Source organism: Microbacterium sp. GQ128, from assembly GCF_059758615.1.
The window spans coordinates 146,064-158,582 of sequence record NZ_JCAXDY010000003.1 but is presented as its reverse complement, the minus strand read 5'-3'; the positions used below and the strand labels follow the sequence as shown (position 1 = coordinate 158,582).

The 12,519-nt window shown below is 69.9% G+C and carries 9 protein-coding genes; 7 read left to right on the top strand and 2 right to left on the bottom strand.

Annotated features, from left to right (window positions below; genetic code table 11):
* The first annotated feature begins 23 nt into the window (after nucleotides 1–23).
* Nucleotides 24–2,618, top strand: coding sequence for a family 78 glycoside hydrolase catalytic domain (locus AC6CHX_RS10935; protein ID WP_498272836.1), 2,595 nt, complete (start codon nucleotides 24–26; stop codon nucleotides 2,616–2,618).
* A gap of 21 nt (nucleotides 2,619–2,639) precedes the next feature.
* On the opposite strand, the gene AC6CHX_RS10930 is transcribed toward AC6CHX_RS10935, so the two are convergent.
* Complete coding sequence (locus AC6CHX_RS10930; protein ID WP_498272835.1) at nucleotides 2,640–3,647, bottom strand: LacI family DNA-binding transcriptional regulator; 1,008 nt, start codon at nucleotides 3,645–3,647, stop codon at nucleotides 2,640–2,642.
* A 143-nt stretch (nucleotides 3,648–3,790) separates the two neighbouring features.
* On the opposite strand from AC6CHX_RS10930, the gene AC6CHX_RS10925 reads away from it, so the two are divergent.
* From AC6CHX_RS10925 to AC6CHX_RS10900, 6 genes are all read left to right on the top strand, one after another.
* A complete protein-coding gene (locus tag AC6CHX_RS10925; protein ID WP_498272834.1) occupies nucleotides 3,791–4,171 on the top strand; it encodes an L-rhamnose mutarotase in 381 nt (126 codons plus the stop codon).
* Nucleotides 4,168–5,334, top strand: coding sequence for an L-rhamnose isomerase (gene rhaI / locus AC6CHX_RS10920; RefSeq protein ID WP_498272833.1), 1,167 nt, complete (start codon nucleotides 4,168–4,170; stop codon nucleotides 5,332–5,334). Before AC6CHX_RS10925 ends, rhaI begins: the two co-directional genes overlap by 4 nt.
* A 45-nt stretch (nucleotides 5,335–5,379) precedes the next feature.
* Complete coding sequence (locus tag AC6CHX_RS10915; protein ID WP_498272832.1) at nucleotides 5,380–6,786, top strand: hypothetical protein; 1,407 nt, start codon at nucleotides 5,380–5,382, stop codon at nucleotides 6,784–6,786.
* 34 nt (nucleotides 6,787–6,820) lie between these two features.
* Nucleotides 6,821–7,582: a DeoR/GlpR family DNA-binding transcription regulator gene (locus AC6CHX_RS10910; protein WP_498272831.1), complete on the top strand. Its 762-nt coding sequence runs from the start codon at nucleotides 6,821–6,823 to the stop codon at nucleotides 7,580–7,582.
* A gap of 94 nt (nucleotides 7,583–7,676) precedes the next feature.
* Nucleotides 7,677–9,713 carry a bifunctional aldolase/short-chain dehydrogenase gene (locus tag AC6CHX_RS10905; protein ID WP_498272830.1) on the top strand — a complete coding sequence of 679 codons (2,037 nt, stop codon included), beginning with the start codon at nucleotides 7,677–7,679 and terminating at the stop codon, nucleotides 9,711–9,713.
* Between the two features lie 133 nt (nucleotides 9,714–9,846).
* On the top strand, nucleotides 9,847–11,244 hold the full coding sequence (locus tag AC6CHX_RS10900) for a rhamnulokinase (RefSeq protein ID WP_498272829.1): 1,398 nt from the start codon (nucleotides 9,847–9,849) through the stop codon (nucleotides 11,242–11,244).
* Between the two features lie 227 nt (nucleotides 11,245–11,471).
* On the opposite strand, the gene rhaS is transcribed toward AC6CHX_RS10900, so the two are convergent.
* On the bottom strand, nucleotides 11,472–12,515 hold the full coding sequence (gene rhaS / locus AC6CHX_RS10895) for a rhamnose ABC transporter substrate-binding protein (protein WP_498272828.1): 1,044 nt from the start codon (nucleotides 12,513–12,515) through the stop codon (nucleotides 11,472–11,474).
* Nucleotides 12,516–12,519: the final 4 nt, after the last annotated feature.

The window sequence follows — 12,519 nt, the reverse complement described above, 5'->3', positions numbered from 1 at the left end:
GTCGATCGGCAAGGATGAGGACCATGACCACCGTCTCCGCGCCGCGCATCGAACACCACCGGGATCCGCTCGGCATCGGGGAACCCCGACCACGTCTGAGTTGGACGCTCAGCGATGCTCCCACCGATTGGCAGCAGCAGTCCTACGCGGTGACCGTTGCCCGCGGCGACGGAGAGGAGACCTTCGAGGTCGCCTCCTCCGAGCAGGTGCTGGTGCCGTGGCCGAGCCACGCGCTGGAGTCCCGCGAACGCGTCGCCGTGCGCGTCTCGGTGCAGGGCGACGACGGCGGCTGGTCCGATCCGAGCCCGGAGACCTGGCTGGAGACAGGCCTGCTGCACCCCGAAGACTGGTCCGCGAGGCCGGTCGGACTCGAGCTCGACGAGGATCCGGAGAGCGACGCCCGCCGAGCGACTCTCGTGCGTCGGGGATTCCGCATCGACGGCCAGGTCGCCCGCGCGCGTCTCTACGCCGCCGCCCACGGCCTGTACGACGCGGAGATCAACGGCATCCGCGTCGGTACTGACACCCTGTCGCCCGGCTGGACCGTCTACCGCGAGCGACTTCGGTATTACACCTACGACGTGACGGGCCTGCTGCGCGACGGCGAGAACGCGATCGGTGCCTGGCTGGGCGACGGCTGGTACCGGGGTCGACTCGGCTGGCGCGGCGGTCACCGCAACGTCTTCGGCCGGGATCTGTCCTTCCTCGCCCAGTTGGAGATCACCTACGCCGACGGGCGGCGCGTGACACTCGCGACGGATGACACCTGGACGGCCGCCCCCTCCCCCATCCTCCGTTCCGGGATCTACGACGGCGAGGACCACGACGCGAGGCAGGAGCTGCCGGGCTGGTCGACCCCCACGTTCGACGAGGGCGACTGGGCGCCGGTCGCCGTGCGCGAGCGCGATCCGCGCACCCTCGTGGCGCCGACCGGACCGCCCGTCCGAGTGACCGAAGACGTCGCTCCCGTCGCCGTGCTCACCTCACCGCGCGGTGCGCGCATCCTCGACTTCGGTCAGAACCTCGTCGGACGGGTGCGCATCCGCGTCGCGGGACCGCGGGGCGCGACGGTCACCCTGCGCACGGCCGAGGTGCTGCAGGAGGGCGAGATCTTCACACGTCCGCTGCGCAGCGCCCGCTCCACCGACCACTACACCCTCGCCGGGCGCCCCGACGGCGAGGAGTGGGAGCCGCGCTTCACGTTCCACGGATTCCGCTACGTCGAGGTCGACGGCTGGCCGGGCGACCTCGATGCGGATGCCGCAGCCGGCGCGCTCACCGCGCGCGTGCTGCACACCGACCTCGAACGCACGGGCTGGTTCGCCTGCTCCGACCCGCTGGTCGAGCAGCTGCACCGCAACGTGGTCTGGGGCATGCGGGGCAACTTCGTCGACATCCCGACCGACTGTCCGCAGCGCGACGAGCGCGTGGGCTGGACGGGCGACATCCAGGTGTTCGGCCCGACCGCGTCGACGCTGTTCGACGTCTCGGGGATGCTCTCGGGATGGCTCCGTGACGTCGAGGCCGACCAGCTGCCCGACGGCACGGTGCCCTGGTTCGTCCCCGTCATCCCGACCCACAAGGTGTGGGATCCGATCCGGCCCGGTGCCGCGTGGGGCGACGTCGCCACGCTGCTGCCCTGGACGATCTATCAGCGCTTCGGCGACACCGGCGTGCTGGCCGCGCAGTTCGAGAGCGCCCGGCGCTGGGTCGACAAGGTGGAATCCGTCGCGGGCCCCGACCGCCTGTGGAACGAGGGCTTCCAGCTGGGCGACTGGCTCGATCCCGCGGCCCCGCCGCAAGACCCCGGCGATGCGCGCACCGACCGCTACCTGGTGGCGACCGCCTACTTCGCCCGGTCCGCGCGGGCCGTCGCCGACATGGCCCGAGTGCTCGACCAGTCGGCGGATGCCGTCCATTACGCCGCCCTCGCCGACGAGGTCGCGGCGGCATTCCGCGCCGCGTACGTGGAGCCCGACGGCACGATGACCTCGGACGCCCAGACCGCCTACGCCCTCGCCATCGTGTTCGATCTGCTCCCCGACCCTGCGCAGCGTGCGAAAGCGGGTGCTCGTCTCGCCGAACTCGTCCACGCCGACGGCAACCGCATCGCGACGGGATTCGTCGGCACTCCCCTCGTCTGCGACGCGCTCACCCTCACCGGGCACACCGACACGGCATACGACCTGCTGCAGGAGACGGAGTGCCCGTCCTGGCTGTACCAGGTCGTGCAGGGAGCGACCACGATCTGGGAACGGTGGGATGCCCTGCTCCCGGACGGTTCGGTCAACCCCGGAACCATGACCTCGTTCAACCACTACGCGCTCGGAGCCGTCGCCGACTGGCTCCACCGGAGCGTCGCCGGACTCGCCCCGGCCGAACCCGGCTACCGCCGCATCCGGTTCGCGCCTCGGCCGGGAGGCGGGCTGACGCAGGCGTCGGCAACGCAGCGCACGCCGTACGGCGAGGCCTCCATCTCGTGGCGGATCGCGCACGACAGACTGCACGTCGACGCGACCGTCCCGGTCGGCACCACCGCCGAACTCGACCTTCCGGGTCGGGACATCGAGCAACTGGGGCACGGCGCACATACGCGATCCGTGGCCCTGACGAGGTGACCGCCGATCGCGTGCAGAGAATCAGCCGGCGGTCGACTGCCGCACGATCAGCTCTGGGCGGAACCGCACCCGGCGCTCATACTCGCCGTCGGGATCACTGATCGACCTCAGCAGCAGCTCGACCGCCGTGCGTCCGATCAGCTGAGCGGGCTGGCGCACCGAGGTCAGCGGCACCACCGTGGCCGTCGCGAAGTCGATGTCGTCGTAGCCGACCAGCGCGATGTCCTCCGGCACCCGGATCGTGCGCAAGAGGGTCAGTGCCTGCAGCATCCCCACCGCGAGCAGGTCGTTCGCAGCGAAGACGGCATCCGGACGCTCTCGCTCGGCACGCGCGGCGATCTCCTCGCCGGCCGCACGACCGTGCAACACGGTGAGCGCGGGCATCCGGATCACTTCGAGCGTCGCTCCCGCAACCTCGGCGACCGCTCGGCGGGCACCTTCGAGGCGCTGAGCGACCTGGGTGATCCCCTCGGGGCCACCCACGAAGGCGAGACGACGCCGTCCGATCCGCAGCAGATGCCGGGCGGCGAGGAATCCGCCCTCGACGTCGTCGACTGACACCGAGCAGAACGCCGACCCCGGCACCTCACGGTCGACCAGGACCACCGGGATGCCCGATGCCTGCACTCGCAGCAGCTTGTCGTCGTCTTCGGATGCGGGGGTGATCAGCACACCGTTCACCCGCTGCTCGCGAAAGAGGTCGAGGTAGCTGTCCTCACGCGAGGGGTTCTCGTCGCTGTTGCCGAGCAGGACGGCGAGCGAGTCTTCGTCTGCGCGCGCCTCGGCACCACGGGCGACGTCGGCGAAGAACGGGTTGCCCGCGTCCGGGACGATCAGTCCGATGCTGCGGCTGCGACCGGCGCGAAGCTGGCGTGCCGCATCGTTGCGCACGAAGCCGAGCTCGGCGATCACGGTCTGCACCCGTTCGACCGTCGTCGCCGCGACTTTGTCCGGCTGGTTCAGGACGTTCGACACCGTGCCGACAGACACACCTGCCGCCGCTGCGACGTCACGCACACTCACTGCCACTACTGCTCCTCGCCGCTCCGGATGCTGTCCGCAGTGTACGGCAATCGGTCGTCGGGCCTCCGGCTTGACGGGCAGCCGGAGGCCTGCGTAGCATGATTGTTGAAACGATTCAGATGATCCCGTCACCACGGCAGAGGAGCCCCATGACGCGCGTCGCCTTCCAGCTGCAGATCCGTGCCGAGCTGCTCGACGAGTACCTCGCACGGCATTCCCCGGCGTGGCCGGAGATGCTGGCCGAGATCGCCGCTGCCGGGCGCCGCAACTACACGCTGTTCCTCGGCGACCACGGCACGCTCTTCGGCTACTACGAGACCGACGACGATGTCGCCGCTCAGGCGTACCTCGCCGCCTCACCGGTCGCCGCGCGCTGGGAAGCCGAGATGGGCCGTTTCTTCCACGGCCTCGACGGTCGCCCCGACCAGGCGGCCACCCCGCTCACCGAGGTGTTCCACCTCGAAGACCAGCTCGCCGCCAACGGCGAGATCCCCACCCCCGCTACCGACAACGAAAGCAGCGCATCGTGAGCATCCTCTCCCCCGACCACCTCGCAACCCTAGAGAAGCAGGGCATCGAGCTGCCCAGCTGGGCGTTCGGCAACTCCGGCACCCGGTTCAAGGTCTTCGGCACCCCCGGCACCCCACGCGACCCCTACGAGAAGATCGCCGATGCCGCGCAGGTCAACAAGTACACCGCCCTCGCGCCCTCCGTCGCCCTGCACATCCCGTGGGACCTGGTCGACTCGTACGGCGACCTGCGCAAGCACGCCGAAGACCTGGGCGTCACGCTCGGCACCATCAACTCCAACACGTTCCAGGACGACGACTACAAGTTCGGCGCCCTCACGCACGAGGACGCGGCCATCCGCCAGAAGGCCATCGACCACCACCTCGCCTGCATCGACGTGATGGACGCCACCGGCAGCCGCGACCTCAAGATCTGGCTGGCCGAGGGTTCGAACTACCCGGGCCAGGCCGACCTCCGCGGCCGGCAGGACCGCCTGCAGGAGTCGCTGCAGAAGATCTACGCGCGCCTCGGCGACGACCAGCGCCTCGTGCTCGAGTACAAGTTCTTCGAGCCGGCGTTCTACCACACCGACGTTCCCGACTGGGGTACCTCCTACGCCCAGGTCAGCGCCCTCGGCGACAAGGCCATGGTCTGCCTCGACACCGGTCACCACGCCCCCGGCACGAACATCGAGTTCATCGTGATGCAGCTGCTGCGCCTCGGCAAGCTCGGCTCGTTCGACTTCAACTCGCGCTTCTACGCCGACGACGACCTGATCGTGGGCGCCGCCGACCCGTTCCAGCTGTTCCGCATCCTGTTCGAGGTCATCCGCGGCGGGGGTCTGAACAACCCCGACGTGGCGTTCATGCTCGACCAGTGCCACAACGTCGAAGACAAGATCCCCGGCCAGATCCGCTCGGTGCTCAACGTGCAGGAGATGACCGCCCGCGCGCTGCTGGTCGACCGCGATGCTCTCACCGCCGCGCAGAAGTCGGGCGACGTGCTCGCCGCGAACGCCGTCTTCATGGATGCGTTCTACACCGACGTGCGCCCGGCCCTCGCCGAGTGGCGGGAGTCGCGCGGCCTGGCCGCCGACCCGATGGCCGCCTATGCCGCCTCCGGCTACCAGCAGAAGATCGCCGCCGACCGCGTGGGCGGCGTGCAGGCCGGTTGGGGCGCCTGAGCACAACCCGTCGACAGCGGGGGGCCCAGGGCGTACCTTCAAGACATGCCGGCCCCTCGCAGGTCAACGCTCCCGCGGTCGCTCTCCCTCGGGAGCGCGACCGTGGCGCTCGGCGTGCTCGTCGCTTCCGGCGCCCCGGCCGCTGCCGCGCCGGGGACACCGGGAGTCATGGCGGCGCCGACCGTGATCCTGTACGAGGGCTTCGAGGGCCCCGTTCCTCCGGCCACGCCGGAGTTCGTGCAGACGATCGCCGACTACGACGACGGGGTCGCGCCACCCGTGCCGGGGTATGTCGGCAGCAGCGGCGAGCGCTACCGGGCCGACCCGGCGTGGAACGGCCAGTTCTGCAACGGACTCATCGTCGCCGGCGATGACGTCTCGACCGTTCCCACCGCCTCCCAGGCAGCGGACTGCCTGCAAACGGGGTGGAACCAGTCACGCGGTCTTGCGGAGACGCTGGGGTCTTGGGCCTCCGATCCGGACTACCCGTATCCCGCAGTGCCCCGCCCCGAGCCCGGAGCGAACCACGCCGTGACCTCCTACACCCAGGGGCAGTCGCCCGCCGGCGTGATGGCTGCGACCCTGGTCGCGGTGACCATCGGTCACTACTACACGGCGACGGTCGACGTGGCCCAAGCGAGCTGCTGGGCCACGAACCCCGTGGATCTGGCGTTGCGGTTGGACGATGGCGTGTCCGCTCCGGTCGCCGCCTTCCCCGGCCCCATCGCCGCGTGCGATCTGCCCGTCCATCAGATCGACGGGAACAACGTGGGCACCTTCCGAGGATCCACGTCGCTGCTGGCACAGTCCACGAGCATCGAGGTGGCGTTGCTCAACAACCTGGGCGGCGGCGGCGGCGATGACAACGCGTTCGACAACCTCGCACTCATCGACACGACTCCGCAGCTGGATGCGGTGATCGCGGCTCCGCCGAGCGGCGACTCCTACGCTTCCGACCAGCCGGCCCAGCTCGTGCTCACCATCACCAACACGCACCTGGCGGGATCGCCGACGGTACCCAGCGGCGCGAAGCCGGAATGGAGTTTCGACCTCGCTCTGCCCGCCGGTCTCGTTCCCGCCGAGAGCCCGGCGGTCGAAACGGACTGTCCGAACGGCGAGCTCGATGTGACGTCGGCGAGCATCGTCGGTCGCGGGAGCCTCGGACCGACGGATGTCTCATGCTCGCTCGCCCTGGACCTCGTCTCGTCCGGCGGCGAGTACGTCCTCGATCCTGCCGCGTACGAGCTCACCGGCCTCCTCGCGCCCGCAGCGACATCCGCCCGTTTCACCTTCGTACCCGGCACGCCCGAACCGTCCCCGTCGAGCGGCCCGGTCCTGGCGGACAGCGGGGCCGACCCCCTTCCGGCGCTGCTGGCGGGCGTGCTCACGGCCCTGCTCGGAGCCGTCCTCATCCGGCTCTCCGCCACGGCGAGTCGACGTCGCGCCCGGTAGCGCCCGCCCCTCGCGCACCGGATAGATTCCTCCCATGGCTCTTTCCGGCAATCTCGAAGCGCAGCGCCGCCGAGACGAACTCGTGGAACTCGCGAATGCCCCCCAGGGCGTCATGATCGAGGCCGCCGCCGAGCTGTTCTCCGTGTCGTCCATGACGATCCGACGAGACCTGCTCGAGCTGGAGGCCGAGGGGCGCGTGCGGCGCGTGCGCGGCGGGGCGACCGCGGCTCCGCGAGCTCGCCCGTTCGATGCGCGGCGTGCCATCCGAGCGAGCGCGAAGCGGACGATCGCCGAGAAGGCGCTCCGGCTCGTGCCCGACCGGGGCACCATCGCGCTCGACGCATCCTCGACAGTCAACATGCTCGCCTCGGTCATCGGCCCCAGAGCCGGGCTCACGGCGTACACGAATTCCTTCGAGTCGTTCCAGGTGCTGCACCCCCTCGAGGGTGTGACGGCGGTGATCTCCGGCGGGACCGCCGAGCCGACCACGGGCAGCCTTGTCGGGCCGATCGCCCGCCGCAGCATGCGGTCGGTCTACTTCGACATCTTCTTCTCCTCGGCGGATGCACTCGACAGTGCGGACGGCACCTCCGAGGTGTCGGTGGAGGAGGCCGAGCTGAAGCAGGCGATGGCCGCGAACGCCGGCACGACCGTGGTGTGCGTCGACTCCAGCAAACTCGAGCGCCGGTCCGTGGCCCGGGCGCTGGAACGCGAGGAGATCTCGGTGCTCATCACGGAACTCGACCCGGCGGACGAGCGACTGAACGTCTTCCGGCAGACCGCCGACGTCCTCTGACCACTATCCGTAAACGTAGTTTCATGTTATCTTTCACAAGAAGTAACAGAATGAGTGCACACGGTCGTGTGCTTCGACCCTGTCTTGGAGAGTCATGACGAACCCCACCGCCGCCGCCCTGATCGCCCGGTCGAACCGCCTCGGCGCCGACCCGAAGAACACGAACTTCGCCGGCGGGAACACCTCCGCCAAGGGCACCGAGACCGACCCCGTGACGGGGCAGCCGGTCGAGCTGATGTGGGTCAAGGGCTCCGGCGGCGACCTGGGCACCCTGACCGAGGGCGGCCTCGCCGTGCTGCGCCTCGACCGCATGCGGGCGCTCGTCGACGTGTACCCCGGTAACGACCGCGAAGACGAGATGGTCGCTGCCTTCGACTACTGCCTGCACGGCAAGGGCGGAGCCGCCCCCTCGATCGACACCGCCATGCACGGCCTCGTGGATGCCGCGCACGTCGACCACCTGCACCCCGACTCCGGCATCGCGATCGCGACCGCCGCCGACGGCGAGGCGCTGACCGCGAAGATCTTCGGCGACAAGGTCGTGTGGGTGCCCTGGCGTCGCCCCGGCTTCCAGCTCGGACTCGACATCGCCGAGATCAAGGCTCAGAACCCGCAGGCGATCGGCACGATCCTCGGCGGCCACGGCATCACTGCCTGGGGCGACACCTCGGAAGAAGCCGAGGCGAACTCGCTGTGGATCATCGACACCGCCGCCCAGTACATCGCCGATAACGGCAAGGCTCAGCCGTTCGGCGGCGTCCGCGCCGGATTCGAGGCTCTGGCCGCGACCGAGCGCCGCGAGCGTGCGGCCGCCCTCGCCGGCACCGTCCGCGGCATCGCGTCGACCGACAAACCGATGGTCGGACACTTCACCGACGCCGACGTGGTCCTCGAATTCCTGGCATCCGAGAAGGCACCCGCACTCGCCGCTCTCGGCACCAGCTGCCCCGATCACTTCCTGCGCACCAAGGTCAAGCCGCTGATCCTCGACCTGCCGGCCACGGCATCCGCCGAGGAGCAGATCGCGCGGCTGCACGAGCTGCACGAGCAGTACCGCGCCGACTACCAGGCCTACTACGACGCGCACGCCACCGCCGAGTCGCCCGCCATCCGCGGCGCCGACCCGCTCATCGTGCTGGTCCCCGGCGTCGGCATGTTCTCCTACGGCGCGAACAAGCAGACCGCCCGGGTCGCCGGCGAGTTCTACGTGAACGCGATCAACGTGATGCGCGGCGCCGAGGCGCTGTCGACCTACGCGCCCATCTCGGACGCCGAGAAGTTCAACATCGAGTACTGGGCGCTGGAAGAGGCCAAGCTGCAGCGGATGCCGAAGCCGAAGACGCACCAGGGCCGCATCGCGTTCGTCACCGGCGCCGCATCCGGAATCGGCAAGGCCATCGCCACCCGCCTCGCCGCCGAGGGCGCCTGCGTCGTGATCGCCGACCTCGACCTCGAGAAGGCCCAGGCCGCCGCCGCGGAGCTCGGGAACACGGATGTCGCGATCGGTGTCGCCGCGAACGTCGCGGATGCCGATGCCGTGCAGGCCGCGCTGAACGAGGCGGTGCTCGCGTTCGGCGGCGTCGACCTCGTCGTGAACAACGCCGGACTGTCGCTCTCGAAGCCGCTCCTGGAGACGACCGAGAAGGACTGGGACCTGCAGCACGACGTCATGGCCAAGGGCTCGTTCTTCGTGTCGAAGGCCGCCGCTCGCGTGCTCATCGACCAGAAGCTCGGCGGCGACATCATCTACATCTCCTCGAAGAACTCGGTCTTCGCCGGCCCGAACAACATCGCCTACTCCGCGACCAAGGCCGACCAGGCCCACCAGGTGCGGCTGCTCGCGGTCGAGCTCGGCGAGTTCGGCATCCGGGTGAACGGCATCAACCCCGACGGCGTCGTGCGCGGCTCCGGCATCTTCGCCTCGGGCTGGGGCGCCAACCGTGCCGCGACCTACGGCGTCGCCGAAGAGGACCTCGGCCAGTTCTACGCCAACCGCACGATCCTCAAGCGCGAGGTCGTCCCCGAGAACGTCGCCGACGCGGTCTACGTGCTCACGGGACCCGAACTCAGCCGCACCACGGGCCTGCACATCCCCGTCGACTCCGGCGTCGCCGCGGCGTTCCTGCGATGACTCTCGCCCGCCCCTCTCTCCGAGGTCGAACCACCCCTCTGCGTGCGAGCGGCCCCTCTATTCACTGCGAATTTGGGGGTGGCTCGCACGTAACGGGGCCGCTCGGCGCGAGGAGCAGTGCGGGGATGACGCGATGACGACCAGAGCAGTCGCCGCGGTCGACCTCGGCGCCACCAGCGGGCGCGTGATGATCGGGCGGATCGGAGACGGGCGGCTCGACCTCGAGCTCGTGTCTCGGTTCCCGAACGGACCGGTCGAGCGCGAAGACGGACTGCACTGGGACTTCGACGCCCTGTACGAGCACGTCGTGGCTGGGCTCGCCGAGGCCGTCCGCCGCGAACCGCGCATCGAGAGCATCGGCATCGACTCGTGGGCCGTCGACTACGGCCTGCTGAAAGACGGCGAGCTGCTCGCAGAGCCTTTCCACTACCGCGACGAGCGCTCGGCTCGCGGCGTCGAAGAGGTGCACGACATCGTCCCGTTCGCCGAGCTGTATCAGCGCAACGGACTGCAGTTCCTGCCGTTCAACACGCTGTATCAGTACCGCGTCGACGAGCGCCTCGCCGAGGCCGACACCGCGCTGCTCATCCCCGACCTCATCGCGTTCCTGCTCACGGGCGTCGCAGTGGCCGAGCGTACCAACGCCTCGACCACCGGCCTGCTGAGCGTCACGGACGGCGAATGGGACACGGCGCTGGCGGACCGCCTCGGCATCGCCACCCTTATCCTCCCGCGGCTCGTCGACCCCGGCACGACGATCGGCGTTCTCCGCCCGGAACCCGCCGCCCGCATCGGCGCCGACCTGCCGGTGATCGCGGTCGGCTCGCACGACACCGCCTCGGCTGTCGTGGCCGCTCCCCTCTCCAGTCCTGCCTCCGCCTACATCTCGTGCGGCACGTGGGGCCTGGTCGGCGTGGAACTCACGCAGCCGGTGCTGACGGATGCCGCGCGCACCGCGAACTTCACCCACGAACTCGGCGTCGACGACCGTTACCGGTTCCTGCACAACGTCACGGGGCTCTGGCTGCTCAGCGAGACCGTGCGGTCATGGGAGGCCGAAGACGGCGCGAGCATCGATCTGCCGGAGCTGCTCGCTGCGGCATCCGAGGTCTGCGGTGACGTGCCCGTCTTCGATGCCGACGACCCGTCGTTGAGCGCGCCCGGTGACATGCCGGGACGGATCGCGGCGCTCCTCGGCGACCGCACCCCGAACTCGCGACCGGCGTTCGCACGATCCATCGTCGAGTCTATCGCCGCGGCGTTCGCTCGCGCGGTCCGGACGGCCGCCGATCTGTCGGGCCGCGAGCTCGACAGCATCCATCTCGTGGGCGGCGGATCTCTCAACCGGCTGCTGTGCCAGGCCACTGCCGACCGCACGGGCCTGCCGGTGCTCGCGGGTCCGGTCGAGGCGACGGCTCTGGGCAACGTACTCGTCCAGGCTCGCGCCCTCGGCGCCGCGCCCGCATCGCTCGAGGAACTGCGCGCCGTGGTCGCGGCGACGCACACGCCGGCTCGCTTCGACCCCCGCTGACCCGCACTGACCCGTACCGGTCCGCGCTCGCGCTCCCCGGGGTCCCCGCCCGCGGTCCAGGGTCCACGCCTCGGGCGGAGTTCTCGCCGTCGGGCGGACGATCGCGGGACACGCATCCGCCCATCGCCGAGTAGTCCGCCCCACCCCGAGGCGTGCGCCGCGAGACCCCGACCCGCACACGAAGAGGGCGCCGGAGCCGAAGCCCCGACGCCCTCTCGCGACGCCACTCAGAAGTCGAAGTCGCCGATGTTGTCCGCGTCGAACACGAACGGGTCTCCCAGCAGGACCACGCCGTCGGCGCCGACCTCGTACTCGCCGAGGTCACCCGCCTCGAAGGTGTCGCCTTCCTCGCCGGTGATGTCGCCCTCGACCAGTGCCTTGGCCGCGAAGGCCGACAGGTAGCCGAGGTCGGCCGGGTTCCACAGCGCGAAGGAGGTGACGGTGCCGTCCTCCACGTACTCGCGCATCTGGTTCGGCGTGCCGAGTCCGGTCAGTGCGACCTTGCCCTTGTAGTCCGATGTGGAGAGGTAGCGCGCCGCGGCCGCGATGCCGACCGTGGTCGGCGAGACGATGCCCTTCAGCTGCGGGTGGCTCTGCAGCAGAGCCGCGGTCTTGTCGAACGAGGTCTGGTCGTCGTCGTCGCCGTAGACGGTCTCGACGATCGTGATGTCGGGGTAGTCGCTCGCGACGTACTCCTTCATCAGTTCGATCCAGGCGTTCTGGTTGGTGGCGTTGGCCGATGCCGACAGGACGGCGATCTCACCCGCGCCGCCGATCTGCTCGGCGATCTGGTCGATCTGCACTTTGGCGATGCCCTCGGAGTCGGCCTGGTTGATGAACAGGTCGCGGCACTCGGGGTTGGTGTCGGAGTCGAAGGTGACGACCTTCACGCCGGCGTCCCGTGCCTCGTTGAGTGCGTCGCAGATGGCCTTCGGGTCGTTCGCCGAGACGACGAGCGCGCCGACCGCCTGCTGCGTGGCGGTGTTGATGTAGCTCACCTGGGCGTCGGGGGTGGCCTCGGCCGGGCCGACCTCGGCGAACGTGCCGCCGAACTCCTCGACCGCCTTCTTGCCGCCCTCGCTGGAGGTGTCGAAGTACGGGTTGCCGAGGTTCTTGGGCAGGAACGTGATCGACAGGTTGTCGGATCCGCCGCCCTCTCCGGAGCCTGCGTCGCCCGACCCGCTGCCGGTGTCGGCGCAGCCGGTCAGCACGAGCGCTGCGGCGACGGCCACGGCGGCGAACGCCGAGACCCTCTTGCGTGCAAACGTCATTGTT

What these genes read in the sequence shown, in the direction of transcription:
- AC6CHX_RS10905 (WP_498272830.1), top strand. Translation starts at nt 7,677, where the DNA reads ATGACGAACCCCACCGCCGCCGCCCTGATCGCCCGGTCGAACCGCCTC.
- AC6CHX_RS10910 (WP_498272831.1), top strand. Translation starts at nt 6,821, where the DNA reads ATGGCTCTTTCCGGCAATCTCGAAGCGCAGCGCCGCCGAGACGAACTC.
- AC6CHX_RS10900 (WP_498272829.1), top strand. Translation starts at nt 9,847, where the DNA reads ATGACGACCAGAGCAGTCGCCGCGGTCGACCTCGGCGCCACCAGCGGG.
- AC6CHX_RS10925 (WP_498272834.1), top strand. Translation starts at nt 3,791, where the DNA reads ATGACGCGCGTCGCCTTCCAGCTGCAGATCCGTGCCGAGCTGCTCGAC.
- AC6CHX_RS10935 (WP_498272836.1), top strand. Translation starts at nt 24, where the DNA reads ATGACCACCGTCTCCGCGCCGCGCATCGAACACCACCGGGATCCGCTC.
- rhaS (WP_498272828.1), bottom strand. Translation starts at nt 12,515, where the DNA reads ATGACGTTTGCACGCAAGAGGGTCTCGGCGTTCGCCGCCGTGGCCGTC.
- AC6CHX_RS10915 (WP_498272832.1), top strand. Translation starts at nt 5,380, where the DNA reads ATGCCGGCCCCTCGCAGGTCAACGCTCCCGCGGTCGCTCTCCCTCGGG.